The sequence below is a fragment of the Streptomyces sp. NPDC003327 genome (genome assembly GCF_053589515.1).
The window spans coordinates 219,613-245,400 of sequence record NZ_JBSFSA010000008.1 but is presented as its reverse complement, the minus strand read 5'-3'; the positions used below and the strand labels follow the sequence as shown (position 1 = coordinate 245,400).

The window sequence follows — 25,788 nt, the reverse complement described above, 5'->3', positions numbered from 1 at the left end:
GCCGAGGCGACCGGCGAGAACGCGCCGCAGGCAGCGGACGACGCGGCGACGGCGGCGGCCGACGCCCAGCCGGAGGCCGAAGACGCCGCCCCGCAGGCGGAGCCCGCCGCGGAGGCCGAAGACGCCGCCCCGCAGGAGCAGGCAGCGGCCGTCGAGGCCGAGGCCCCGGAGGCAGCCGAGCCGGAGGCCCAGGCCCCGCAGGCGACCGAGCCGGAGGCCGCCGGGAGTGCCGTGGCCGTGGCGCGGGTCAGGAAGGACGCGCCGCAGCTCGTCGAGGCGTACAAGGCCGCGGGGAGCGTGCTGAAGAAGCAGGGGCTCACGGGGGCGCGGGCCGCCGTGTACCTCGTCGTGGACCGGTCCGGGTCGATGCGCGGGTACTTCAAGGACGGGTCCGTGCAGCGGCTGGCCGAGCAGACCGTGGCGCTCGCCGCGCACCTGGACGAGGCGGCCACCGTCACCACCGTGTTCTTCTCGACGGACGTCGACGGCACCCTGGAGCTGACCCCCGCCACCACCTCCCCGACCCGCGTCGAGGAGATCAACGGCACCCTGGGCCGCCTGGGCCGCACGAACTACCACCGCGCCGTGGAGGAGGTCCTCGCCCACCACGAGAAGGCCGACCCCACCCGGCCGGCGCTCGTCGTCTTCCAGACGGACGGCGCCCCCGAGTCGAAGACGGCCGCCACGCAGGCCCTCGCGGAGGCGGCCGGCCGCCCGCTGCACTGGCGCTTCGTCGCCTGGGGCGAGGAGGACAACAAGGCCTTCGACTACCTGCGGAAGCTGGAGGCGCCCCGTACGGCCACGTACTTCGCGGGCCCGACGCCGTCCGAGACGGCGCACCCCGCGTTCTTCCGCGCGCTGCTCGCGGGCCTCACGGACATCTAGGACCCGCACGCGCCACGCCCCGCCGCCCGCACCAGGGCGGCGGGGCGTCGTCGTACCGGCCCCATCCCCGGCCGGCCCCCACGCCAAGGGGCCCGGAACCGTGCGTACGGACGGTTCCGGGCCCCTTCGGGTGCGTACGGCGGGACTTACCGCGCCGCGTCCGGGTGGACGGACTCGGTGACCGGGCGCTCGTCGGCCGGCCTGGTGGTGGCGACCGGCTTGCGGAGCTGGATGTTCAGCTCGCGCAGGCGGGCCTCCTCCAGCTCGGTCGGGGCGCCCATCATCAGGTCCTGCGCGTTGCCGTTCAGCGGGAACGCGATGGTCTCGCGGATGTTCGGCTCGTCGGCGAGGAGCATGACGATGCGGTCGACGCCCGGGGCGATGCCACCGTGCGGCGGGGCGCCGAACTGGAAGGCGCGCAGCATGCCCGCGAACTCGGTCTCGACGGTCTCGCGGCTGTAGCCGGCGATCTCGAAGGCCTTGAACATGATGTCGGGCTCGTGGTTCCGGATGGCGCCGGAGGAGAGCTCGATGCCGTTGCAGACGATGTCGTACTGCCAGCCGAGGACGTCCAGCGGGTCCTGGGTCTCCAGGGCCTCGAGGCCGCCCTGCGGCATGGAGAACGGATTGTGCGAGAAGTCGATCTTGCCGGTCTCCTCGTCGCGCTCGTACATCGGGAAGTCGACGATCCACGCGAAGCGGAACACCTTCTCCTCGAACCGGCCGGCGCGCTTGGCGGCCTCGACGCGGACCGGGCCCATGATCTTGGAGACCTCGTCGAACTCGCCCGCGCCGAAGAAGACGGCGTGGCCGGGGGCCAGGCCCAGGCGCTCGGTGAGGACCTTGACGTTCTCCTCGGTGAGGAACTTGGCGATGGGGCCGGTCAGGGCGTTGCCCTCGCCGACGCGGACCCAGGCCAGGCCCTTGGCGCCGAGGGAGACGGCGAAGTCGCCGAGGCCGTCGAAGAACTTCCGCGGCTGGTCGCCGGTGTCCGGGACGGCGAGGGCGCGCACGTGCTTGCCGGCGAAGGCCTTGAACTCGGAGTTCTCGAAGACGTCGGTGATGTCGACGAGTTCGAGGTCGGTGCGCAGGTCCGGCTTGTCGTTGCCGTACTTGAGCATCGACTCGCGGAACGGGATCCGCGGGAAGGGGGAGCTGACCGGGCGGCCGCCGCCGAACTCCTCGAAGAGCTCGGTCATGAGCTTCTCGATGGGCTGGAAGACGTCCTCCTGCTCGACGAACGACATCTCGACGTCGAGCTGGTAGAACTCGCCCGGCGAGCGGTCGGCGCGGGCGTCCTCGTCGCGGAAGCAGGGCGCGATCTGGAAGTACCGGTCGAAGCCGGAGATCATCAGCAGCTGCTTGAACTGCTGCGGCGCCTGCGGCAGCGCGTAGAACTTGCCCGGGTTGAGGCGGGACGGGACGACGAAGTCACGGGCGCCCTCGGGGGAGGTCGCGGTGAGGATCGGGGTCGCCATCTCGTTGAAGCCGAGGGCCACCATCTTGGAGCGGATGGAGGCGATGACGGCGGACCGCAGCATGATGTTGCGGTGCATGCGCTCGCGGCGCAGGTCGAGGAAGCGGTACTCCAGGCGCCGCTCCTCGTTGACGCCGTCGTCGGCGTTGATGGTGAAGGGGATCTGCTGGGCGGCGCCGAGCACCTCGACCTCGGCGACCTCGACCTCGACCTCGCCGGTGGGCAGCTCGGGGTTGACGTTCTCCGCGCCGCGCGAGACGACCTTGCCGTCGACGCGGACGACGGACTCCTTGGTCAGCTTGTCGAGCGCCTCGTAGGCGGCGGTGCCGGGGCGGGCGACGAGCTGCGTGATGCCGTAGTGGTCGCGCAGATCGATGAAGAGGATGCCGCCCAGGTCGCGCCGATTGTGCAGCCAGCCGCTCAGCCGGACGTCGGTGCCGACGTCAGAGGCGCGGAGCTCGCCGCAGGTGTGGGACCTGTACCGATGCATCGTCGTTCATCCAGTCTTCGGGATCGGTGGGTGGGAGCTTGACAGCGTCAAGCCGCGCACCAAGCCTACCGGCCGCCACATGATCGCCCTTCGAATACTCTCGGTGGCGATCCGCAGTCCGATATTCATAAAGTGGGGCAATGCGCACCGAGGACGTCCTGGCCGCGATCGCGACCGGCCTGTGGCGCTGGGACAACGCCTCCGGGATCGTCTCGCTCGACGCGGAGGCCGCCCGGCTGCTCGGGCTGCCCGCGGAGCCCGTGCGGCTCACGGAGGCGGCTGTACGCTCCCGGTTTCATCCCGTCGACTGGACCGAGATCGACGGCGTGGTGAACCTGGCGGTCGCCGAGGGCACGCTCGCCGAGGCGCGGCTGCGGATCATGGACAGCTGCGGCCAGGTCGTCCGCACCGTACGGAGCCGGTCGAAGCCGCTGGTCGCGGGCAAGGACTTCCAGCTGGTCGGCACGCTCCAGGAGGTCGCGGAGCCGGAGCCGGGCGCCGCGGCCCGCACGCCGATCACGGGCGACTGGCGCCGCTCCCGCGAGGCGTTCCTCCTCGACGCGGGGCGGGCGCTCGCCGAGGCGCGGTCGACGGCCGAGGTGCTGCGGGTGGCGGCCTCCCTGTCGATGCCCGGGTTCTCGCCGGACGGGCTGGCCGTCTTCGGCGTGGCGGGCGACCGGCTGACGGTCATCGGACACCACGGGCAGCGGGACGGCGACGAGGGGCCCTTCACGTCGATGTCGCTGGCGACGGACTATCCGGCGGCGGAGGTCGTGCGGACCGGGCGGGCGATCTACCTGCCGACGCCCGAGGAGTACGTGCGGCGCTTCCCCATGACCTGGCCGCTCGCGCAGCGCTTCGGCCGCCGGTCCTGGGCGTTCGTGCCGCTCGTCGTCGCGGGGCGCACGCTCGGCGCGTGGATGGCCGCGTTCAAGCATCCGGTGGCGTTCACGCCGGACGAGCGGTCGGTCCTGACGACGGTCGCGCGGATGCTCGCGCAGGCCCTGGCGCGGGCCGGGGTGGCCGAGTCGGAGCGGGAGCTGTCGCTCGGGCTCCAGCGGACGATGATGCCGGTCCTCGGGCCCGGCATCCCGGGCGTCCGGGTCGCCGCGCGGTACGTGCCGACCGGCGGCGGGCTCCAGGTCGGCGGCGACTGGTACGACGTGATCCGGCTGCCCGGCGGCGCCTCGCGCGCGGGCGTCGGCGTGGGTACGGGCGCGGGCGCGGGCCGCGCGGGCTCGGGCTCGGGCTCGGGCCGGATCGCGCTCGTCATCGGCGACGTCCAGGGCCACGACGTGCGGGCGGCGGGCCTGATGGGCCAGCTGCGGATCGCCCTGCGCGCGTACGCCTCCGAGGGCCACCGGCCGGACGCGGTCCTGTCGCGGGCCTCGCGCTTCCTGTACGGGATCACGGACGGGGACGACGCGGCCTCGAACGGCGGGCCGCGCTTCGCGACCTGCCTGTACCTGGAGGTCGACCTGGAGACGGGGACGGTCGACATCGCGCGGGCCGGGCACCCGGACCCGGCGGTCCGGATGATCGACGGAACGGTTCTGCTGAGGCCGACGGCCGGGGGCCTCCCCCTCGGCATCGACCCGGACACCGACTACCCCACCACCCGGCTCACCCTGGAGCCCGGCGAGACGCTGATGATCTGCACCGACGGCCTCCTGGAGACCGGGGGGCACGACCTCGACAGCGGCTGGGAGCGGGTCAAGCGGCTCCTGGAGGCGCACGAGGGCGAGGACCTGGAGAGCCTCGCCGACACCCTCGTCGAGGCCGTCCACGGCCCCGGCTCCCACCACACCACCGGTCCGCTCGCCGACCGCCGCGAGGACGACATCGCCGTCCTGCTGCTCTCGCGCGGCCCCGAGGCGACGAGCCGGCAGGCCCCGCGCCGCACCCTGATGACGATCGCCCAGGCCGAACCGGAGCGGATCGCCGAGGCCCGCGAGCAGCTGCGCCAGCTCCTGCACGACTGGGCCGACGCCGATCAGCTCGACGCGGCCGTCCTGATGGTCTCCGAGATGGTGACGAACGTCCTCGTCCACACGGACGGCGACGCGCTGCTGCTCGCCGAGGTCGCCTGCGGGGAGAAGACGCGGCGGCTGCGGGTGGAGGTCTCCGACGGCAGTGACGAGCTGCCGCACAAGCGCCACCCGGGCGAGATGGCGTCGAGCGGGCGCGGCCTGGTCCTGATGGAGATGCTGGCCGACGCGTGGGGCGTCGACCCGAGGGGCGAGGGCAAGACGATCTGGTTCGAGCTGAACGAGCCGGTGACGGAGGGCGGCTGCTGCCCGTAGCGGAGCCGGTGGGGCGGCTGTGCTGCCCGTGGCGCGCCTCGTCGGCGGCGAGGCGGACCGTACCGGCCCCGTACCGCTGTCCGGCGCGCGGCCGTGGGTGGTGCGGCGCAGACTGGTGGGGTACGGCCGCCGGGGGGACCACGGAGTTTGCGATGGACACCCACAAGGTCGGCAGCGACACCACCGTCCTGGCCGACAGCCTGGAGATACCGGGCATCGGACACATCCCCGTCAACGCGTACGTCCTCACCGCCGCCGAACCGGTCGTCGTCGACACCGGCCTCTCGATCGACGACCGGGACTTCCTCAACACGCTCGGCTCGGTCGTCGACCCCGCCGACGTCCGCTGGATCTGGCTCACCCACCCCGACCGCGACCACACGGGCGGCATCTTCGACCTGCTCGTCGCCGCGCCCCGGGCGAAGGTCGTCACCACGTTCATCGGCGCCGGGATCATGAGCACCGAACGCCCGCTGCCGATGGACCGGCTGTACTTCCTGAACCCCGGCCAGTCGCTCGACGTCGGCGACCGCACGCTGCGCGCGTTCCGGCCGCCGCTCTTCGACAACCCGGCCACGGTGGGCTTCTACGACGAGAAGACGCGGATCTGCTTCAGCTCCGACTGCTTCGGCGGGCCCATGCCGACGCGGGAGGTGGCGGAGAGCGGACACGCGAACGACCTGAAGCCGGAGGACCTGGAACGGGCGCAGTTGCTGTGGGCGACGCTGGACAGCCCGTGGGTGCACATCGTGGACCCGGCGAAGTACCGGGCGTCGATGGCTCCGATCCGGGACATGGCGCCGGAGATCGTGCTGTCGACGCATCTGCCGCCCGCCGTGCGGATGACGGACTCGATGATCGCCACGATCTCGACGGCCCCGGACGCGGACCCGTTCGTCGGCCCGGACGAGGAGGCCCTTCAGCAGATGCTGGCGTCCTTCGAGCCGGGTGGGCAGCCCGCGGCCACCTGAGCCGGGCGGAGCGGGTTCAGGCCGTCGCCTCCGGCTTCCCGTAGAGGGTCCGCAGCTCGCCGAGGACTCCGGTGGCGGCGGCCGTCAGCGGTACGGCCAGGAGCATGCCGAGGACGCCCGCGACGGAGGCGCCCGCGGTGATGGCGAGCATCACCGCCGCCGGGTGCATCTGGACGGTCCGGCTCTGCACCACGGGCTGGAGGACGTTGCCCTCGATGACCTGGACGGCGAGGACGACGCCGAGGACCCACAGGGCGATGACGAACCCCCGGTCGGCGAGGGCGACGAGGACGGCGACCGCGCCGGAGAGGAAGGCGCCCAGGTAGGGGATGTAGGCGGTGACGAAGACGAGCGCGGCGAGCCCGACGGCGCCGGGCACGTCGAACACGAGCAGGCCGACGCCGATGAGGACCGCGTCGACGAGGGCGACGAGCGTCGTCCCGCGCATGAATCCCTCGACGGCCTCGAAGGCGCGCCGGGCCATGGCCTCCGCGGTGTCGCCGGTGGCGCGCGGGACGAGGGAGCGCAGGGCGCCGGCGGCCCGGTCGGAGTCCCGGAGGAAGAAGAAGATCAGGAGCAGGGCGAGGACGGCGGTGGCGGCGGCCTCGCCGACGACGCTGAGGCCGCTGACGACGCCGGAGGCGGCGGTCGCGCCGAACCGCTCCAGGAGCGTCCTGGCGTTCTTGGCGAGGTCGTCGAGGGAGGTTCCGGCGGCGCCCAGGTGCCGGGCGATGTCGGCGGCGGCCTGCCGGAGGGAGGCGACGATCTGGTCGCCGGTCTCGACGAGGGCGAGGACCACGATGTACGTGGCGCCGCCGACGACCGCGACGACGGCGACGACGGTGAGCGCGGCCGCGAGCGACCGGCCGACCTTCATGCGCAGCAGCCGCCGGTGCAGCGGTCCGAGGAGCGCGGTGCCGAGGACGGCGAGGAGGACGGGGGTGACGGCCGTCCTGAAGACGAAGCAGAGCCAGACGAAGACGGCGGCGACCCCGGCGACCAGCAGGACGACGGCACACCAGGCGGCGACCCGTCGGGCCCCCTCGGGAATCAGCGCGGTACTCGTCTGCACCCGACCACCGGACCACGGGCTCCGGCGTGCCGTCGCGCGCTGACGGTCCGTACGGGTGGCGCCCCCGCCCCCGGTCCCTTCGGCGGGGTACGGGGACGGGGCCGGGCTCCCGCGCCCGGCCCCGTCCCCGTATCCGTCTCCGTATCCGGGGGCGCGCCTACTCGCCCATTCCGTGGACCGCCGGGATCGTGCCGAGGCGGCCGGCCTGGAAGTCCTCGAAGGCCTGGCGCAGTTCGGCCTGGGTGTTCATGACGAACGGGCCGTAGTGGGCCATGGGCTCGCGGATGGGGCGCCCGCCGAGGAGGACGACCTCCAGGTCCGGGGTGTGCCCGTCCTGCTTCTCGTCGGCACGGACGGTGAGCGAGCCGCCCTTGCCGAAGACGGCGGTCTGGCCGAGGTGGACCGGGCGCCGCTCGGCGCCGACGGTGCCGCGTCCGGCGAGGACGTACGCGAGGCCGTTGAAGTCCTCGCGCCACGGCAGGGTGATCTCGGCGCCCGGCCGCAGGGTGGCGTGGACCATGGTGATCGGGGTGTGGGTGATGCCGGGGCCCTGGTGGCCGTCGAGCTCGCCCGCGATGACGCGGAGCAGCGCGCCGCCGTCGGGGGAGGTGAGCAGCTGGACCTGGCCGCCGCGGATGTCCTGGTAGCGGGGGGCCATCATCTTGTCGGCGGCGGGGAGGTTCACCCAGAGCTGGAGGCCGTGGAAGAGGCCGCCGCTGACGACGAGGGACTCCGGCGGGGCCTCGATGTGGAGGAGGCCGGAGCCCGCGGTCATCCACTGGGTGTCGCCGTTGGTGATGGTGCCGCCGCCGCCCTGGGAGTCCTGGTGGTCGAAGATCCCGTCGATGATGTAGGTGACGGTCTCGAAGCCGCGGTGGGGGTGCCAGGGGGTGCCCTTGGGCTCTCCCGGCGCGTACTCCACCTCGCCCATCTGGTCCATCATGATGAACGGGTCGAGGTACTGGTAGTTGATGCCGGCGAAGGCGCGGCGGACCGGGAAGCCCTCGCCCTCGAAGCCCGAGGGGGCCGTGGTGACGGCGAGCACCGGGCGGGCGACGGCTTCGGCCTGGGCCGCGACGCGCGGCAGGGTGAGCGGGTTCTCGACGGTCACGGCGGGCATGACGACCTCCTTGGTGCGGCTGCGGCTGTGCGCCGCCTCCTGCCTTCACTTTAGTTGAACGCTGAACTTCTTGCCACCCGGAACGCGGAGCGCCCGGGAGGAATTCCTCCCGGGCGCTCCCGTGCGTACACATCAGGATCGGTCAGCCGTACATCCGCCGCATCGCGTAGTCGACCATCTGCTCCACGGCCTTGGCGTCGAAGACCATGCGGTGGTCGCCCTCCATGTCGAGCACGAAGCCGTACCCCGTCGGCAGCAGGTCGATCACCTCGGCCCCGGTGATCACGAAGTACTTCGACTCCTTGCCCGCGTACCGCCGCAGCTCCTTCAGCGAGGTGAACATCGGGATCACCGGCTGCTGGGTGTTGTGCAGGGCCAGGAAGCCCGGGTTGTCGCCGCGCGGGCAGTAGACCTTCGAGGTCGCGAAGATCTGCTGGAAGTCCTCGGCGGCCAGGGTCCCCGTCGTGAAGGCGCGCACCGCGTCGGCCAGCGACGGCGGCGAGGGCTCCGGGTAGAGCGGAGCCTGGTGCTGCTGCCCGTAGCCACCGGCCTGCGTCCCCGCCTGCGGGGCGGCGTACTGCCCCTGCGGGGGCGGCGCGTACTGCTGCTGGGCACCCGGATTCTGCTCGTAGCCGTACATGGGCCATGAGCCTACTGCGTCACAGTTCACCCGCCGGGGGTTGCTCTTATTACCGGTGGGTAGCATCATCGGAGAGAGCGTTTTGCTACTAGCCGGTACGTGTACGAGGAACCTCCCTCCCCGAGCCTTACGGAGCCGTCGCCATGGGGCACTACAAGTCGAATCTCCGCGACATCGAGTTCAACCTCTTCGAGGTCCTCGGCCGCGACAAGGTGTACGGCACCGGTCCGTTCGAGGAGATGGACGTCGACACCGCCAAGAGCATCCTCGACGAGATCCGCCGCCTCGCCGAGAACGAGCTCGCGGAGTCCTTCGCCGACGCCGACCGCAACCCGCCGGTCTTCGACCCCGAGACCAACACCGCCCCGGTGCCGGCCTCCTTCAAGAACTCGTACAACGCCTTCATGGAGTCCGAGTACTGGCGTCTCGGCATCCCCGAGGAGATCGGCGGCACCGTCTCCCCGCGCTCCCTCATCTGGGCCTACGCGGAACTCCTCCTCGGCTCCAACCCGGCCATCTGGATGTACTCCTCCGGCCCCGCCTTCGCCGGCATCCTCTACACCGAGGGCAACGACGCCCAGAAGAAGGTCGCCCAGATCGCCGTCGAGAAGCGCTGGGGCTCCACCATGGTCCTCACCGAGCCCGACGCGGGCTCCGACGTGGGCGCCGGCCGCACCAAGGCCGTCCAGCAGGAGGACGGCTCCTGGCACATCGAGGGCGTCAAGCGCTTCATCACCTCCGGTGAGCACGACATGGAGGAGAACATCCTCCACTACGTCCTCGCCCGCCCCGAAGGCGCCGGCCCCGGCACCAAGGGCCTCTCCCTCTTCCTCGTCCCCAAGTACGAGTTCGACTGGGAGACCGGCGAGCTCGGCGCCCGCAACGGCGTCTACGCCACCAACGTCGAGCACAAGATGGGCCTCAAGGCCTCCAACACGTGCGAGATGACCTTCGGCGACAGGCACCCCGCCAAGGGCTGGCTCATCGGCGACAAGCACGACGGCATCCGCCAGATGTTCCTCATCATCGAGTTCGCCCGCATGATGGTCGGCACGAAGGCGATCTCCACCCTCTCCACGGGCTACCTCAACGCCCTGGAGTACGCCAAGGAGCGCGTCCAGGGCACCGACCTGGCCAACTTCATGGACAAGGCCGCCCCCAAGGTCACCATCACGCACCACCCCGACGTCCGCCGCTCGCTCATGACGCAGAAGGCGTACGCCGAGGGCATGCGCTCCCTCGTCCTCTACACGGCCGCCGTGCAGGACGAGATCGCGATCAAGGAGGCCGCGGGCGAGGACGCCAAGGCCCTGCACGGCCTGAACGACCTGCTGCTCCCGATCGTCAAGGGATACGGCTCCGAGAAGGGCTACGAGCAGCTCGCCCAGTCGCTCCAGACCTTCGGCGGCTCCGGCTTCCTGCAGGAGTACCCGATCGAGCAGTACATCCGCGACGCCAAGATCGACACCCTCTACGAGGGCACCACCGCCATCCAGGGCCAGGACTTCTTCTTCCGGAAGATCGTCCGCGACCAGGGCGCCGCCCTGAACACCCTGTCCGAGGAGATCAAGAAGTTCCTCGCCGTCGGCACCGGCGGCGACGAGCTCGCCGAGGCCCGCGACGCGCTCGCCAAGGCCGCCGTCGACCTGGAGGCGATCGTCGGCACGATGATCACCGACCTCACCGCCACCGGCGAGGACGTCAAGAACATCTACAAGGTCGGCCTCAACACCACCCGCCTGCTGCTCGCCTCCGGCGACGTCGTCGTCGGCTACCTGCTCCTGCGCGGCGCCGCCGTCGCCGCCGAGAAGCTCGCCGCCGGCGACACCTCCGCCAAGGACACGGCCTTCTACCAGGGCAAGATCGCCGCCGCGAAGTTCTTCGCCGCCAACGTCCTGCCCGGCGTCTCCACCGAGCGCGCCCTCGCCGAGTCGGTCGACGGCTCGCTGATGGACCTGGACGAGGCCGCGTTCTAAGAACGCGCCACGTCCTGCCGGAACGGCCCGTCCCCGGGGAGGGGGGCGGGCCGTTCCTTCTTTTTGAGGCCCGGTTCGCCTCCGCTCGCTTGCGCCGGGCTCACGGTCCCGTACGTGCTCGGCCCGCTCGTTCCTCGCGGCCCTCCGCGCGTTCGGGCCCGTTCCCCTGGCCGCTCCCCTTCGGCTCACTCGCCTTTCGGGTTCTGGTGGTCCAGGGGGCCGGGGCCCGCCCGCCGGATTCCGGGGGCGGGGGCTCCGTTTGAGGAGGCGTCGGGCCGACGGGGAGGGGAGGGAGGCGCTGCGTAAGGTGGGCGCATGAGCAGCGCAGCTTCCCGTCCCACCGCAGGTCCCTTCGACCGCGGGCACACCGACGACCTCATGTCCTTCCTCGCGGCGTCGCCGTCGCCGTACCACGCGGTCGCGAACGCCGCCGACCGGCTGGAGAAGGCCGGCTTCCGCCGGGTCGAGGAGACCGAGGCCTGGGACGCCACCAGCGGCGGGAAGTACCTGATCCGCGGCGGCGCGATCATCGCCTGGTACGTCCCCGAGGGCGCCGCCGCCCACACCCCGTACCGCATCGTCGGCGCCCACACCGACTCCCCCAACCTGCGGGTCAAGCCCCAGCCCGACCTCGGCTCCCAGGACTGGCGGCAGGTCGCCGTCGAGATCTACGGCGGCACGCTCCTCAACACCTGGCTCGACCGCGACCTCGGCCTCGCCGGCCGCCTCACCCTCCGCGACGGCACCCACCGGCTCGTCAACGTCGACCGGCCGCTGCTGCGCGTCCCGCAGCTCGCCATCCACCTCGACCGCCAGGTCAACGACGGCCTCAAGCTCGACCGCCAGCGCCACATGCAGCCCGTCTGGGGCATCGGCGACGTCCACGAGGGCGACCTGATCGCCTTCCTCGCCGCCGAGGCCGGACTCGACGCCGAGGACGTCACCGGCTGGGACCTCATGGTCCACGCCGTCGAGGCCCCCGCCTACCTGGGCCGCGACCGCGAACTCCTCGCCGGGCCGCGCATGGACAACCTCGTCTCCGTGCACGCCGCCACCGCCGCGCTCGCCTCCCTCGCGGGCCGCGACGACCTCCCGTACATCCCGGTCCTCGCCGCCTTCGACCACGAGGAGAACGGCTCCGAGGCCGACACCGGCGCCCAGGGCCCCCTCCTCGGCAACGTCCTCGAACGCTCCGTCTACGCCCGCGGGGGCTCCTACGAGGACCGGGCCCGCGCCTACGCCGGCACCGTCTGCCTCTCCTCCGACACCGGCCACGCCGTCCACCCCAACTACGCGGAGCGCCACGACCCGACGCACCACCCGCGCGTCAACGGCGGCCCCATCCTCAAGGTGAACGTCAACCAGCGCTACGCCACCGACGGCTCCGGCCGCGCGCTGTTCGCCGCCGCCTGCGAGAAGGCCGGCGTGCCGTGGCAGTCGTTCGTCTCCAACAACGACATGCCCTGCGGCACGACGATCGGCCCCATCACGGCAGCCCGCCACGGCATCAGCACCGTCGACATCGGCGTCGCGATCCTCTCCATGCACAGCGCCCGCGAACTGTGCGGCTCCGACGACCCGTACCTGCTCGCCAACGCGCTCGTCGCCTTCCTGGAGGGCTGAGCCCGCGCGCGACAGGCTCCCGGACGGGCCCACGGGGGTCACCGTCCGGGAGCCGTGTCCGTCAGGCGTCCATGCCCGCCAGGATCAGCGGCAGACGGGAGACGCCGTCCGCCGTGACCTTCACCGGCACGCCCCAGTCCTGCTGGTGGACGTGGCAGGCCGGGTACTCGTTGGCCGGGTCGTCGTCGCAGGACGCGGCCATCGCCGACACGTGCAGCACGCCCTCGGTGACCTCCGGGTCCAGCTCCAGCTCCCGGAAGAGGTCCGTCCCCGTGCCCGCGCCGCCGCGCAGCAGCTCCGGCGGGGTCGAGGAGACCAGCAGCCGCGTCGACGGGCCGTACCGCTCGTCCAGCTTCTGGCCCGTCGGGGCCTGGAAGACCACGTCGAGGCGGAGCCGGCCCGGGGCGACCTCCGTCGCCTCCCGCCGCGTGCGGTGGGCGACCGACTCCACCTGCACGGCCTCCTCCGGCAGCCGCAGCCGCGTCAGCCGGTGCCGCGCCGACTCGACGACCACGATGTCGTCACCGACGAGCACGGCGTCGCTCGGCTCCCGCAGGTCCGTGGCGAGCGTCGTGACCTCGCCGGTGGCCGGGTCGTAGCGGCGCAGGGCGTGGTTGTACGTGTCGGAGACGGCGACCGAGCCGTCGGGCAGCGCGGTCACGCCCAGCGGGTGCTGGAGCAGCGCCTGCCCGGCGGCGCCGTCGCGGTGCCCGAAGTCGAACAGGCCGGTGCCGACGGCCGTGCGGACGACGCCCTCGGTGTCGATCCAGCGCAGCGCGCTCGTCTCGGAGTCGGCGATCCACAGCCGGTCCCCGGCGGCGGCGAGCCCGGACGGCTGCGCGAACCACGCCTCGGCCGCCGGCCCGTCGACCAGGCCCTCGTTCGTCGTCCCGGCCGCGACCCCGACGGTCCCGCTCTCCGGGTCGTACGTCCACAGCTGGTGGACGCCCGCCATGGCGATCCACACCTTGCCCTGCCACCACGCCACGTCCCACGGCGACGACAGGTCGACCTCCAGGGCGGGCCCGGAGGCCGGGGAGCCCTGCCACCACTGCTTCCCGGTGCCGGCGACCAGCTCGATCGCGCCGCTCTCCGGGTCGTACGTCCGCAGCGCGTGGTTCACGGTGTCCGCGACGACGACCCTGCCGTCGGGGAGCAGCGCGAGGCCCTGCGGCTCCCGGAAGACGCCCTCGCCGATGCGCCGGACCACGGTCTCGCCGTCCTCGGCCAGCTCGACGAGCTGGTGCCGGGTGGTGTCGGAGACCAGGAAGTGCCCGTTCGCCAGGGTGATCGCCTTGCCCGGGAACCGGAGGTCGGTCGCGACCGGCTCCGGCGCCACGTACGGCCCGTCACCGCGCCGCAGCGTCCCCTTGGCCTCGTGCTCGGCCTCCAGCTCCTCCACGAGCGTCCGGATCGCGTTGGCGTGCCCCTCACCGGCGTGCTGGGCGACGACGTACCCCTCGGGGTCGATCACGACGAGCGTGGGCCACGCCCGCACGGCGTACTGCTTCCAGGTCGCGAGCTCCGGGTCGTCGAGCACGGGGTGGTGCACCTCGTACCGCTCGACGGCGTCCACGACGGCCTGGTGCTCGGCCTCGTGCACGAACTTCGGCGAGTGCACCCCGACGATCACGAGCGTGTCGCGGTGCTTCTCCTCCAGGTCGCGGAGCTCGTCGAGGACGTGCAGGCAGTTGATGCAGCAGAACGTCCAAAAATCGAGGATCAATGTGCGGCCTCGGAAATCGGCGAGCTTCAGGTCTTTCCCGCCGGTGTTGATCCAGCCGCCCTTGCCGATCAGCTCGGGGGCACGGACTCGGGCACGCTTGCGGGGTGCGGGCGCGGGGGTGGGCGCCGGGGCAGCATCGTTCATCCTTCAAGCTTGCCGTACGGGTGGAAACGGGGGGCCGTGCGGGGGGCGGGGGCGTGTCCCTCAAGGGGGCCGGGGGCCCGGGGCGGTGGCATGGGCCGCATGACGCATCCGGGCAGATCATCGGACTATTACCGCTTCCGGGTGAGGGGCCTCCTGCTCGCCGGGCTCGTCGTGGTCCCCTGCCTCGCCCTGGGCGGGACGGAGGCGCGGGCCGGTGGGGCCGGGGGCGCGGCGCTGCGGATGACCGTGACCGTGAACGGGTGGGCGCACACCGCGCTGCGGCCCCCGGCCGTACGGGCCGGGGCACCGGTCGTGAAGCGGTACCGGCTCGTGAACGGCGGCGAGGCGCATCTGTACGGGGTACGGGTCGTCGACCCGTCGGTGCCGGGCGGCACCGTGCGCTGCCCCGGGCGGCCCCTCCCCGCGCTCGGGGAGCTGGAGTGCGTCGCACGGTTCCGCGCCCTGCCCGGGGTGCACCGGGGGACCGCCCGCGCGGAGGGCCGCGTCCCCTCGCTGGGACGGACGCTCACCGCGACCGCGCGCGGCGGGTACGACGGGGTCGCCGGGCTCCTCGCCCTGACCGAGCGGGTCACCGTGCCGCGCGGGGACGGCCGGGCCGGGCGGTCGGTACGCGCCCCCGCCACCGGGGCCGCCACCGTCACGTACACCGTCACCAATCGCGGCAACCGGCCCGTCCACGCCGTACGGGTCACCGACCCGGCCCTGCGGCTCGGGACAGGGGCGGTGAACTGCGGTGTCCGCACGCCCGGGACCGTGCCGCTGCTCGCCCCGGGCGCCTCCGTCCGCTGCACGGCCACGGTGCGGCGCCCGCCGGGCACCCACCGGAGCACGGGCCTCGCCACCGGCAGCGACCGCGTCCGCACCTACGGCTCCGAGGGCGCGCTCCTGCCCGCGCCGGGGCTGACGGCGCGGTCCTCGGCCGTCTTCACCATCGTGACGATGCCGTCGGGGCGGGGTGCGCCGGGGGCACGGGGCGTGCCGGGGGGCGGGAGCGGAGTCGGGGGCGGGGGCGGTTCGGTGGGTGGGGCGGTTGGGACCAGTGGGGCGGATGGGGCGGGTGTCGCTCCTGCTCCGGCTCCCGCTCCTCCGGGGGCGGGGGCTGCGGCCGGAGGAGCGGGAGCTGCTGCTGCGCCTGTGGCTCCTGGTGGGCCTCCGGGCGCTGAGGGCGCCGGGGGCGCTCCTGCGGCTGCCGCCGCTCCCGCCGCTCCCCCGCCCGGAGCGGGAGCCGGAGCAGCTGCCGGAGCGGGAGCCGGAGCAGCCGCCGGGGCCGGGGCCGGAGCCGGAGCGGGCGCCGGGACCGGGGCCGGGGCCGGGGTCGCTCCCGGGGCAGCGGCGGCGGGTGAGGCGGCGGCACCCGCAGCCGTGCCCCCGCCCGTACCCCTCCCCGTACCGGACGTGCGGCCCGGAGGGGATCCGCCCCGGGTGTCCGTCGCCGCCCCCGCCGACGAGGGGTTCCTCGGGCGGCTCCGGCGGCGCGGGCGGGAGGCGCGGGAGTTCGGGGTCGTGACCCTGCTGCTGCTCATCCTGCTGCCGGCCGCGCTCGCCGCCGCCCTGCTCGGCAGCCGACGGAGCTGACCGCCCATGGTCCTGACGGAAACCCTCGTCGTCGTCCTCGGTGTCGCGCTGGTCGCGGCCCTCGCCGTCTTCGCCAAGACCAAGCTGTTCCCCCTCGGCGAGGACGAGGAGCCCCGCGAGGACGTCGCCGAGTACATCGCGATGATGGTGTCGGTCCTGTACGCCGTGGTCCTCGGCCTCTGCCTGGTCTCGGTCTGGGACACCCGGTCCGCCGCCGCCGACTCCGCCCAGGCCGAGGCGAGCGCCCTGCACCAGACGTACCTCCTCGCCGACGCCTATCCGCCCGTCCAGCGCCAGCCGCTGCGCGACGCGGCCCGGACGTACGCCGCGCACGTCATCGAGGTGGAGTGGCCTCGGATGGAGACGCGCCGGCCGCTCGACCCGGCCGGCTGGCGGCTCCTCGACCAGCTGCGGCAGGCGGGCGAGGTGCTCGACTCCGCGAAGGTGTCCGAGCAGATCGCCGCCCAGGAGGTGCTCGCCCAGGTCGGCTACGTCGACGACGCGCGCCGGGGGCGGGAGGCCGCCGCGCAGGAACGGCTCTCCCCCGTCCTGTGGGCGGGGCTGCTGATCGGCGGCGCGCTGACGCTCGCGTTCATGTTCCTCTTCGGGATCAGGCGGAGCACCACGCATGTGGTGATGGTGATGGGCCTGGCCGGGTTCATCGCCTTCACCGTGCTGCTGATCCACCAGCTCGACTCACCGTTCGGCGCCGGGCTCGGAGCGACCCCGGAGGCGTTCACCCGCTATTTCACGTGAGGGACGGCCCGCACGGGGCAGACATGGCGGAGTGAAATATCTCGTACGGGACAAGATCTTCGCGATCGGTGACGACTACTGGATCGAGGACGAGGCCGGGCGGCACGCCTTCCTCGTCGACGGCAAGGCCATGCGTCTGCGCGACACCCTGGAGCTGAAGGACCCCGAGGGGCGGGTCCTCGTCACCCTGCGGCAGAAGCTCCTCGCCCTGCGCGACGCGATGACGGTCGAGCGCGACGGGGAGCCGCTCGCGACCGTCCGCCGCAAACGGCTCTCGCTGCTGCGCAACCACTACCGCGTCACGCTCGCCGACGGCACCGAACTGGACGTCAGCGGGCGGATCCTGGACCGGGAGTTCACCGTCGAGTACGAGGGCGAGCTCCTGGCCCACATCTCCCGGCAGTGGTTCCGCGTCCGCGACACGTACGCCGTCAACGTGGTCCGGGAGGAGGCGGACCCGGCCCTGCTCATCGCCCTCGCCGTGTGCGTGATCCGGATGGCCGAGCGCGAGGACTGAGGACCGGCCGGCCGACCCGCGATCAGCCTGACCGGGGGTCAGCCGGCGGCCTTCGTCAGGGCGCGGTCCAGATCCGCCCACAGGTCCTCGACGTGCTCGATGCCGACCGAGATCCTGACCGTGCCCGCTCCGATGCCCGCCGCCTCCAGGGCCGCCGCGTCGAGCTGGTGGTGGGAGGTGGAGGCCGGGTGCATCACCAGGGTCTTCACGTCGCCGAGCGAGACGCTGAGGGAGGCGACCCGGACCGCCTCGACGAACGCGCGGCCCGCGTCCCGGCCCCCCGCCAGGTCGACCGAGATCACCCCGCCGCCCCCGCCGGACAGCAGCCGGCCGGCGATCGCGCGGTCGGGGTGGCTCGCGAGCGACGGGTGGCGGACGGCGGCCACGGCCGGATGGTCTTCGAGCCGCGCGGCGAGCACGGCGGCGTTCGCGCACTGCCGCTCCAGGCGCAGCGACAGGGTCTGCATGCCGCGCAGCGTGAGCCAGGCGGCGAACGGGTCGGTGGAGGCGCCCTGTTCGACGGCGAAGTGCCGGACGGTGCCGTGGAGGGCGGGGTCCTTGAAGACGGCGACGCCGCCGAGGACGTCCGCGTGCCCGGCCAGGTACTTGGTCGCCGAGTGGACGACGACGTCGGCGCCGTGGTCGAGGGGGCGGCACAGCAGCGGTGAGGCGAAGGTGTTGTCGACGGCGACGGGCACTCCGGCCCCGGCGGCGACGGCGGCCAGCGCGGGCAGGTCGGAGACCCGGGTGGTGGGGTTGGCGATGGTCTCCAGGTAGAGGAGCCGGGTCTCGGGGCGCAGCGCGGCCCGCACCTCCTCGGGGTCGGTGCCGGAGACGTAGGTGACGTCGACGCCCCAGCGGGCGGCGAGGTCGGTGAGGACCGCGTACGTACCGCCGTACAGGCAGGTCTGGGCGATGACGTGGCCGCCGCTGGCGAGCAGGGCGTGGAGGACGCCGTTGACGGCGCCCATGCCGGAGGCGAAGGAGAGGGCGGCGGCCCCGCCTTCGAGGCGGGCGACGGCGTTCTCCAGGGTCCGGACGGTGGGGTTGCCGAGGCGGCTGTAGAGGAAGGCGTCCGGGTCGGTGAAGCCGGCGGCGAGGGCGTCGGCGGAGTCGAAGGCGAAGACGTGGCCCTGGTGGAGCGGGACGCCGAGGGGGCGGCTGCCGACGACCTCGACGTGGGGCGGGTGGACGGCGAGGGTCTCGGGGCGGAGGCCGGCACCGGGGTGAGTGTCGGCGGGGCGGGGGGCGGTGGGGTCGCTGCTCATGAGCCGAGTCTCCGGACCCGGCAGTTGCCTTCCCAGGGCCAATCCCGGCAGATTGGTTCGTCGATGGAGCCAATCCCGCACCCGCCCGCCGTGCTCGCGGCCCGCCTCGGCCGCTGGTCGGCCGGGCGCGGCCCGCTGTACCTGCTGCTCGCCGCCCGCCTGCGCGCCCTGATCGACGAGGGCGTGCTGCCGCCAGGGGCCCTGCTGCCCCCGGACCGGCGGCTCGCGGCGGCCCTCGCCGTGGGGCGTACGACGGTGGTCGCCGCGTACGACGCGCTCCGGCAGGAGGGCAGGCTGGTACGGCGTCAGGGCAGCGGGACCCGGGTCGCGCCGGCGGCGCTCCCGGCGGAGGCCGCCGACGGTCCGGACGGGCGCGGCCCCCGGGTCAAGGAGACGTCGAACCCGCTCTTCCTCCACCTCCTGGAGGCGCCGGACGACGTCATCCTGCTGAGCTGTGCCGCACCGGCCGGGCCGCCGCCCGTCCTGACGGAGGCGTACCGCTCGCTCGTCCTGCCCGAGACGGACCTCGGCTACCACCCGGCGGGCGTCGGGGTGCTGCGGACCGCGATCGCCGAGCGGTACGGGGAGCGGGGGGTGCCCACGGCCCCCGAGCAGGTCCTCGTGACCACCGGCGCCCAGCAGGGCCTGGCGCTGCTGGCGCGGCTGCTGCTCGCGCCCGGGGACGGGGTCCTGGTGGAGGCGCCGTCCTATCCGGGGGCGCTCGACCTGTTCCGGGAGGCGGCGGCGGTGCCGCTGCCGGTGGCGGTGGGCCGCGACGGGCTGGACGTGGCGGAGGCGGTGCGGACGCTGGAGCGGCACCGGCCGGCGCTGGCGTACGTGGTGGCCCGGTTCCAGAACCCGACCGGGACCGTGCTGCCGCCGCTGGCGGGGCGGCGCCTGGTGGAGGCGGCGAACGCGCTCGGGGTGCCGCTGGTCGACGACGAGGCCCTGGCGGACCTGCACTTCGCGGAGGAGCCGCCGGGGGCGCCGCTCTCCGCGTACGGGGAGGTGATCGCGGTGGGGTCGCTGAGCAAGGTGGTGTGGGGCGGGCTGCGGGTCGGCTGGGTGCGGGGCCCGGCTCCGCTGATCGCCCGGCTCGCGCGGCTGAAGGCCCTGCACGACCTGGGCGGCGACGTGCCGTCCCAACTGGTCGCGGCCCGGCTGCTCGGGGCCTTCGGGCCCGTCCTGGAGGAGCGGCGACGGGCGGTCCTGGCGGGTCACGACCTGCTGCGGGCGGAGCTGGCGCGACGGCTGCCGTCCTGGGAGTGCGCGCCCGCGACCGGGGGCCAGACGCTGTGGGTGGAGCTGCCGTACGGCGACGGGGTCTCCTTCGCGCAGCTCGCGCTGCGGCACGGGGTCGCGGTCCTGCCGGGTGCGACGACGGACGCCCTCGGTGGCAGCGTGCGGCGGCTGCGGCTGCACTTCCTGGCCCCGCCGGGCGAGCTGACGGAGGCGGTGCGGAGGCTGGCGGCGGCCTGGGCGGCGTACGCGCCGGCGCCCGGCCCGGGGGGAGGTGCCGGAGCCCTCCATGCGATCGTCGTCTGACGCGACGATCAAGGACCGAGGGGGAGTGGGCGTCATGCACACCACCGTCACGCCGTTCACGCTGCGCCGGTGGCGCGAGGGCAAGGGGTACGAGCGGCGGGCCGGCTGGCGGGGCGCCTCGGCCGAGTTCGGCGAGATCACCGTGGAGGCCCCGCTGCGGCAGACCGTGCCGGAGGTGGTGGTCTCGGAACTGCGGGGCACCTCGGTGCCGCCCGCCTCGTACGAGACCCGGGGCGTCCACACGGACGTCATCCGGCTGCCGACCCTGAACCGGGCGACCCTGCGCGTCGGCGACGCCCAGGTGTACGTGGAGCGGAACCGGTTCGGCCTGACCGCCCGGCAGCGCGGCCTGACCCTGCGGTACGGGGGCGACCGTTACCGCCTGTGGGCGCTGAACCGGCGCTCCTGGGTCCTCACCCGGCACGCGGACGACGAGGACCCGGGAGTGACCGTGACGGTGCGCGGGCGGCGGCGGCAGCTGGACGTGACGGTGGCGGGCCGCGCGGGCGGCGCCGATCTGACGCTGGCGCTGGTCTTCGCGGGCGTGGACCGGGCGGCGCTCACCCGGGGCGGGGCGGTCCGCGCGGCCCTCGCCCGCGCCACGGGCTTCTGGGCGGAGAGCCAGTACTAGGCCGTGGCCTCTCCCTCTTCCTCGTCCTCCGCGTCGTACGGGTGGAACTCCAGATACGGCAAGGCCTCCACCGGGTCCTGTCCAGGGCGTACGAGCGGGGGGAAACCCGCCGTGGCCAGGCGGCCGCGCAGCCAGTCGAGCAGGACGTCGGTGAGCGTGCCGGTGAGCGGCGGGCCCTGGTCGGAGTGGCGGGGGACGACGATCACCGGCCAGGCGTCCGGGTCGTCGTCCTCGGTGAGCCAGCAGATCTGGTCGCCGTCGACGGTGTCGGCGAAGTTGAGGAAGCCGCCGGGCTCGGGCCAGACCGCCAGCGGCTGGTACTGGGGGTGGGCGGCCCGCAGGTCCCGGTAGGCGTCGCCGTACCACTCGGCGGAGGGCACGAGGTCGTAGCGTCCGGTGCCGAGCGGCAGGCCGAACCGCAGCCACTCGCAGAATTCGCCGGAGCCGTACGTCTCCATGAGGGCGACGAACTCGGTGGGCAGGCGGGTGCCGAGGCGCTCGTACACCCACTCCCAGCTCTGTCCGCCGAGGCGCGGCTCGGCCGGGGGCGGGACCAGGGCGGTGAGGGTCGTGAGGCCGCTGCCGCCCGCGAAGGCGGCGTGCCGCTCGGGGGTGGGTGCGGGGCGGCGGCGTGGCGGCGTCCAGGCGCGGGCGCCGTCCTCGGCGAGGCGGCTGCGGACCAGGGTGGGGCGCAGGCCGTCGGAGACGAAGCCCTCCAGGGTGGGCAGCAGGGTGGTGCCGGGGCGCCACCAGGGGTCCTCGTCCTTGACGGCACGCTTCTGGACGTGGACGACGACGGGCCAGCGGTCGGGGTCGTCGGATGCGGTGGTGTCCCAGTAGAGGGTGTCGGACATGCGGGTCGCGCCGAAGGCGAGGAGCCCGGGGTGGGCGCGGCGGCCGCCTTCGACGAACCGTCCGTAGTCGAACAGGCCGTTGTCCTCGGCGAAGGGGGTGTGGAGCCAGAGGCGTTCGCCGATGTCGAGGGGTCCGTAGGCGGTGGCTATCGCCTTGTAGTCGGCGGGGAAGCGGAGTCCGGCCCACTCCTCGACGGCGTCCCAGTCGACGGGGGGAGCGGGTGACGGGGGCGGCGGCCCGAAGAGCGCGGCGAAGGCGGCGACGGGGTCCTGCTGGTGGGGCTGGTGGGGCCGGTTCTGCGCAGGCGCGGGGTCGTTCACGTCGTTCGAGTCGTTCGAGTCGTTCACGCGGGCGGGGTCTCCTGGGCGGCGGTGGCGGTCAGGGGCGGGTGCGGCGCGGCGGCGCGACGCCCAGGACGCGGTCCTTGAGGGCCGGGAACTGCTCACGGGTGGTGGCGACCCTCGCCGGGTCCAGGACGACCCGCAGGGTCTCCTCGCCGGTGCCCGCCTCGGCCAGGACCTCGCCCCAGGGGTCGACGACCATCGAGTGCCCGGCCTGCTCGACGTCGGCGTGGGTGCCCGCGGTGCCGCAGGCCAGGACGTACGCCTGGTTCTCGACGGCCCGCGCCCGGGCGAGGAGCGTCCAGTGGGCGAGGCGGCGCGCGGGCCAGCCGGCCGGGACGACGAAGGCCTCGGCGCCCGCGTCGACGAGGCCGCGGAACAGCTCGGGGAAGCGCAGGTCGTAGCAGGTGCCGACGCCGACGGTGAGGTGTGGCAGGTCGAAGGTGACCAGGTCCTCGCCGGCGGCCATGAGGACGGCCTCGCCCTTGTCGAAGCCGAAGCGGTGGATCTTCCGGTACGAGGCGACGAGTTCGCCGTCGGGGGAGAAGACGAGGGAGGTGTTGTGGAGCGCGCCCTGGGCGGCCTCGACGAACGAACCGGCGTGCAGCCAGACTTCGGCGTCCCGAGCGGCGGCGGACATCGCCCGGTAGGTGGGGCCGTTCAGCGGCTCGGCCTCGGCGGCGAAGAGATCGGCCGCGAAGGCGCCGACCGGCCAGAGTTCCGGCAGGACGACGAGGTCGGCGGCGCCGCGCTCCTCGCGTACGAGCCGGGCCACTCGGGCGCGTCGGGTGTCGACCGGTTCGTCCGGGTCTACCGCGATCTGGATCAGCGAGGCGCGCACACTACCACCGTCCTGGCATTGGAGCCGTCAACACCGGCCTACGATCGTCACACGAAAGCACTGCCGGGGTGCCTTCGGGCAGCGTAACTTAGCGTCCGAGCCTCCCACCCAGTCGTGTTTTCAGCCCGCGCACCGAAGAACCGCCGAGGGGTCCCGTGACCGTCCATCCCAGCCTTCAGAACTACGCCGACGCCTGGACCCACTCCATCGAGGCGATAGCCGAGCTGGTGCAGCCGCTCGTGGAGGGCGAGTGGAACCGGGCGACGCCCTGCCCCGGCTGGTCGGTGCGGGACATCGTGTCGCACGTCATCGGCATGGAGACGGAGATGCTGGGCGACCCGCGCCCGATCCACTCCCTGCCGCGCGACCTCTACCACGTACGCAGCGACTTCGCGCGCTACATGGAGGTCCAGGTCGACGTGCGGCGGCACCACACGGCGCCGGAGATGACGAGCGAGCTGGAGTACGTCCTCATCCGCCGGGCGCGGCAGCTGCGGAACGAGAACCGCTCCCCCGAGCACGTCATCCGGGCCCCGCTCGGTGCCGAGCAGACCCTCGAACTGGGTTACCGGATGCGCGCCTTCGACGTGTGGGTGCACGAGCAGGACCTGCGGACGGCGCTCGGGGTGCCGGGGAACCTGGACTCGCCGGGCGCGCTGGTGACGCGGGACGTGCTCCTGGAGGCGCTGCCGAAGGTGGTCGCGAAGGACGCGGGCGCCCCGCCGTCGTCGGCGGTGGTCCTGGACGTGACCGGGCCCGTGGAGTTCCTGCGGACGGTGCGGGTGGACGCGGAGGGCCGGGGATCGGTCGACGGCTCGCCGTCGCTGGGGCCCGCGGTGACGCTGGCGACGGACTGGGAGACGTTCGTGCGGCTGGCGTGCGGCCGGGTCCGGCCGGCCGACGTGGCCGACCGGGTCAAGACGGAGGGCGACGAGGCACTGGCCGCGGCCATCCTGGACAACTTCGCGGTGACGCCCCGCTAGGGGGGAGCGCGCCTACACGGGTACGTGCACGGCCTCGACGCGGCTGGCGACGAGCCGTTCGCGCTCCCTGCGGTGGGTGCGGGCCTTGAGGCGGAGGATCTGCACGAGGCCGAGGGCTTCGAGGACGAACACCGAGGAGAACGCGATCCGGTAGTTGCCTCCGGTCGCGTCGAGGAGCACGCCGACGGCGAGCAGCGTCGTCATCGAGGCGACGAAACCGCCCATGTTGACGATCCCGGAGGCGGTGCCCTGACGTTCCGGCGGGTTCGCCGGGCGGGCGAAGTCGAAGCCGATCATCGAGGCCGGTCCGCAGGCACCGAGCACCAGGCAGAGCGTGACGAGCAGCCACATCGGGGCGCGGTCGCCGGGGTACGCGAGGGTGGCGCCCCACAGCAGGGCGGTGGCCGCGACCGTGCCGAGGGCGAGCGGGGCGCGGGCGCCGCCGTGCCGGGCGATGATCTGCCCGTACGCGAGGCCGACGACCATGTTGGAGAGCACGACCAGGGTGAGCAGCTCGCCCGCCCTGCCGCGGGAGAGGCCCTGGGCCTCGACGAGGAACGGCAGGCCCCAGAGCAGCAGGAACACCATGGCGGGGAACTGGGTCGTGAAGTGCACCCACATGCCGAGCCGGGTGCCGGGCTCCCGCCAGGACCGGGCGATCTGGCGGCGGACGAACGCGGCGCCCGCGTGCCGGGCGGGCTCGGGTTCGTACCCCTCGGGATGGTCCTTGAGGAAGAGCAGCAGCAGGACGAGGACGAGGACGCCGGCGAGGGAGCTGCCGACGAACGTCGTGGTCCAGCCGAGGCCGTGCAGGGCGCGGGCGATGAAGACGGTGGAGACGAGGTTGCCGGCCATCCCGAAGAGAGCGGCGACCTGGCCGATGAGCGGGCCGCGCCGGGCGGGGAACCAGCGGCTGCCGAGGCGCAGGACGCTGATGAAGGTCATCGCGTCGCCGCAGCCGAGGAGGGCGCGGGAGGCGAGGGCCGTGCCGTACGAGGGGGAGAGCGCGAAGCCGAGCTGTCCGACGGTGAAGAGGACGACGCCGAGGACGAGGACCTTCTTGGTGCCGAGGCGGTCGACCATGAGGCCGACGGGTATCTGCATGCCCGCGTAGACGAGCAGCTGGAGTATGGAGAAGGTGGAGAGCGCGGAGGCGTTGACGTCGAAGCGGTCGGCGGCGTCGAGCCCGGCGACGCCCAGGGACGTACGGAAGATGACGGCGACGAAGTAGACGGCGACGCCGACGCCCCAGACGAGCGCGGCGCGGCGGCCGCCGGGCGGGTCGCCGGGGAGGGTGGCGGCGGAGCCGTGGCCGGTGCGGCCGCTCACCGGTCGTCACCCCGGACCAGGATCCTGACCCAGCTGAGGTGCTGGCGGACACAGTGGGCGGCGCCGTCCACGTCTCCGGCCTTGATCCGGTCGAGGATCTCGGCGTGTTCGGTGATGTTCTTGGCGACGCGTTCGGGGTGGGACTGCATCACGGCGACTCCCATGCGCAGCTGGCGGTCGCGGAGCTGGTCGTAGAGACGGGCGAGGATCTGGTTCCCGGCGTGCTTGACGATCTCGGCGTGGAAGCAGCGGTCGGTGACGGCGACCTCGGCGAGGTCCCCTGCCTCGGCGCGCCGCTTCTGCTCCTCCAGGAGTTCTTCGAGGCGCTCGACGAGGGCGGGCGGCGCGGGGACGGCGCGGCGGACGGCGAACTCCTCGACGAGGAGCCGGGTCTCGACGACGTCGGCGATCTCCTGCGCGGAGACGGCGAGGACGAGGGCGCCCTTCTTCGGGTAGAGCTTCAGCAGCCCTTCCATCTCCAGCTTGAGCAGCGCCTCGCGGACGGGGGTCCTGGACACCCCGACGGCCTGGGCGAGTTCGCCCTCGGTGAGGAGGGTCCCTCCCTCGTAGCGCCGGTCGAGCACGGCCTGCTTGACGTGCGCGTAGACGCGGTCGGCCGCGGGGGGCCGGCTGGTGGACTGCGGGGCCGGACCGGCGGGCGCTGAGGGCATGCGCACAGCTTAGATACATGAGGGGTGC

At 73.5% G+C, this 25,788-nt stretch carries 21 protein-coding genes; 11 read left to right on the top strand and 10 right to left on the bottom strand.

Features of this window, described 5'->3' with window-relative positions:
- Positions 1 to 885: VWA domain-containing protein (locus tag ACWDVG_RS10665; RefSeq protein WP_451698199.1), on the top strand; the 885-nt coding region annotated here is incomplete at its 5' end.
- Between the two features lie 146 nt (positions 886 to 1,031).
- Here the strand turns inward: ACWDVG_RS10665 and aspS are convergent.
- On the bottom strand, positions 1,032 to 2,852 hold the full coding sequence (aspS, locus tag ACWDVG_RS10660; RefSeq protein WP_451698197.1) for an aspartate--tRNA ligase: 1,821 nt from the start codon (positions 2,850 to 2,852) through the stop codon (positions 1,032 to 1,034).
- 140 nt (positions 2,853 to 2,992) lie between these two features.
- On the opposite strand from aspS, the gene ACWDVG_RS10655 reads away from it, so the two are divergent.
- Positions 2,993 to 5,155, top strand: coding sequence for an ATP-binding SpoIIE family protein phosphatase (locus tag ACWDVG_RS10655; RefSeq protein ID WP_451698195.1), 2,163 nt, complete (start codon positions 2,993 to 2,995; stop codon positions 5,153 to 5,155).
- Between the two features lie 152 nt (positions 5,156 to 5,307).
- The gene (locus ACWDVG_RS10650; protein WP_451698193.1) at positions 5,308 to 6,126 is read left to right on the top strand and encodes an MBL fold metallo-hydrolase; all 819 of its coding nucleotides are present in this window, start codon (positions 5,308 to 5,310) and stop codon (positions 6,124 to 6,126) included.
- Between the two features lie 16 nt (positions 6,127 to 6,142).
- Here ACWDVG_RS10650 and ACWDVG_RS10645 read toward each other — a convergent pair whose 3' ends face one another.
- The 3 genes from ACWDVG_RS10645 to ACWDVG_RS10635 all read right to left on the bottom strand — a co-directional run bounded on the left by ACWDVG_RS10645 (position 6,143) and on the right by ACWDVG_RS10635 (position 8,958).
- The gene (locus ACWDVG_RS10645) at positions 6,143 to 7,198 is read right to left on the bottom strand and encodes an AI-2E family transporter (protein ID WP_451698191.1); all 1,056 of its coding nucleotides are present in this window, start codon (positions 7,196 to 7,198) and stop codon (positions 6,143 to 6,145) included.
- A gap of 157 nt (positions 7,199 to 7,355) precedes the next feature.
- On the bottom strand, positions 7,356 to 8,318 hold the full coding sequence (locus ACWDVG_RS10640) for a pirin family protein (protein WP_451698190.1): 963 nt from the start codon (positions 8,316 to 8,318) through the stop codon (positions 7,356 to 7,358).
- 142 nt (positions 8,319 to 8,460) lie between these two features.
- Positions 8,461 to 8,958, bottom strand: a complete 498-nt coding sequence (locus ACWDVG_RS10635; RefSeq protein ID WP_451698188.1) for an SseB family protein — start codon at positions 8,956 to 8,958, stop codon at positions 8,461 to 8,463.
- A gap of 143 nt (positions 8,959 to 9,101) precedes the next feature.
- Between ACWDVG_RS10635 and ACWDVG_RS10630 the strand changes: the two genes are divergently transcribed.
- A complete protein-coding gene (locus tag ACWDVG_RS10630) occupies positions 9,102 to 10,934 on the top strand; it encodes an acyl-CoA dehydrogenase (RefSeq protein ID WP_451698187.1) in 1,833 nt (610 codons plus the stop codon).
- Positions 10,935 to 11,249: 315 nt separating this feature from the next.
- Entirely contained in the window at positions 11,250 to 12,557 is a 1,308-nt protein-coding gene (locus tag ACWDVG_RS10625) for a M18 family aminopeptidase (RefSeq protein WP_451698185.1), read from the top strand.
- A gap of 61 nt (positions 12,558 to 12,618) precedes the next feature.
- Here ACWDVG_RS10625 and ACWDVG_RS10620 read toward each other — a convergent pair whose 3' ends face one another.
- Positions 12,619 to 14,427 carry an NHL domain-containing thioredoxin family protein gene (locus ACWDVG_RS10620; RefSeq protein ID WP_451698183.1) on the bottom strand — a complete coding sequence of 603 codons (1,809 nt, stop codon included), beginning with the start codon at positions 14,425 to 14,427 and terminating at the stop codon, positions 12,619 to 12,621.
- A 99-nt stretch (positions 14,428 to 14,526) separates the two neighbouring features.
- On the opposite strand from ACWDVG_RS10620, the gene ACWDVG_RS10615 reads away from it, so the two are divergent.
- From ACWDVG_RS10615 to ACWDVG_RS10605, 3 genes are read left to right on the top strand one after another with little or no spacing between them, the layout of a single operon-like run.
- A complete protein-coding gene (locus ACWDVG_RS10615) occupies positions 14,527 to 16,023 on the top strand; it encodes a DUF7507 domain-containing protein (protein ID WP_451698181.1) in 1,497 nt (498 codons plus the stop codon).
- Between the two features lie 6 nt (positions 16,024 to 16,029).
- Positions 16,030 to 16,779, top strand: coding sequence for a bestrophin-like domain (locus ACWDVG_RS10610; RefSeq protein WP_451698179.1), 750 nt, complete (start codon positions 16,030 to 16,032; stop codon positions 16,777 to 16,779).
- Positions 16,780 to 16,810: 31 nt separating this feature from the next.
- Positions 16,811 to 17,296: an LURP-one-related/scramblase family protein gene (locus ACWDVG_RS10605; RefSeq protein WP_451698177.1), complete on the top strand. Its 486-nt coding sequence runs from the start codon at positions 16,811 to 16,813 to the stop codon at positions 17,294 to 17,296.
- A gap of 38 nt (positions 17,297 to 17,334) precedes the next feature.
- Here the strand turns inward: ACWDVG_RS10605 and ACWDVG_RS10600 are convergent, their stop codons facing one another.
- A complete protein-coding gene (locus ACWDVG_RS10600) occupies positions 17,335 to 18,564 on the bottom strand; it encodes a trans-sulfuration enzyme family protein (RefSeq protein ID WP_451698175.1) in 1,230 nt (409 codons plus the stop codon).
- A gap of 63 nt (positions 18,565 to 18,627) precedes the next feature.
- Between ACWDVG_RS10600 and ACWDVG_RS10595 the strand changes: the two genes are divergently transcribed.
- Both ACWDVG_RS10595 and ACWDVG_RS10590 read left to right on the top strand, forming a co-directional pair.
- On the top strand, positions 18,628 to 20,109 hold the full coding sequence (locus tag ACWDVG_RS10595) for an aminotransferase-like domain-containing protein (protein WP_451698174.1): 1,482 nt from the start codon (positions 18,628 to 18,630) through the stop codon (positions 20,107 to 20,109).
- A 34-nt stretch (positions 20,110 to 20,143) separates the two neighbouring features.
- Positions 20,144 to 20,740, top strand: coding sequence for a hypothetical protein (locus ACWDVG_RS10590; protein ID WP_451698172.1), 597 nt, complete (start codon positions 20,144 to 20,146; stop codon positions 20,738 to 20,740).
- Here ACWDVG_RS10590 and ACWDVG_RS10585 read toward each other — a convergent pair.
- Both ACWDVG_RS10585 and ACWDVG_RS10580 read right to left on the bottom strand, forming a co-directional pair.
- Positions 20,737 to 21,942 carry an SMI1/KNR4 family protein gene (locus tag ACWDVG_RS10585; protein WP_451698170.1) on the bottom strand — a complete coding sequence of 402 codons (1,206 nt, stop codon included), beginning with the start codon at positions 21,940 to 21,942 and terminating at the stop codon, positions 20,737 to 20,739. The two genes, ACWDVG_RS10590 and ACWDVG_RS10585, sit on opposite strands and share 4 nt — an antisense overlap.
- A 31-nt stretch (positions 21,943 to 21,973) precedes the next feature.
- Complete coding sequence (locus ACWDVG_RS10580; protein WP_451698169.1) at positions 21,974 to 22,777, bottom strand: carbon-nitrogen family hydrolase; 804 nt, start codon at positions 22,775 to 22,777, stop codon at positions 21,974 to 21,976.
- Positions 22,778 to 22,932: 155 nt separating this feature from the next.
- Here ACWDVG_RS10580 and ACWDVG_RS10575 point away from each other — a divergent pair, with 155 nt between their 5' ends.
- A complete protein-coding gene (locus ACWDVG_RS10575; RefSeq protein WP_451698167.1) occupies positions 22,933 to 23,760 on the top strand; it encodes a maleylpyruvate isomerase family mycothiol-dependent enzyme in 828 nt (275 codons plus the stop codon).
- Positions 23,761 to 23,772: 12 nt separating this feature from the next.
- On the opposite strand, the gene ACWDVG_RS10570 is transcribed toward ACWDVG_RS10575, so the two are convergent.
- Both ACWDVG_RS10570 and ACWDVG_RS10565 read right to left on the bottom strand, forming a co-directional pair.
- The gene (locus ACWDVG_RS10570; RefSeq protein ID WP_451698165.1) at positions 23,773 to 25,089 is read right to left on the bottom strand and encodes an MFS transporter; all 1,317 of its coding nucleotides are present in this window, start codon (positions 25,087 to 25,089) and stop codon (positions 23,773 to 23,775) included.
- Positions 25,086 to 25,760, bottom strand: coding sequence for a GntR family transcriptional regulator (locus ACWDVG_RS10565; RefSeq protein WP_451698163.1), 675 nt, complete (start codon positions 25,758 to 25,760; stop codon positions 25,086 to 25,088). The genes ACWDVG_RS10570 and ACWDVG_RS10565 overlap by 4 nt, the downstream gene beginning before the upstream one ends.
- Between the last annotated feature and the right edge of the window lie 28 nt (positions 25,761 to 25,788).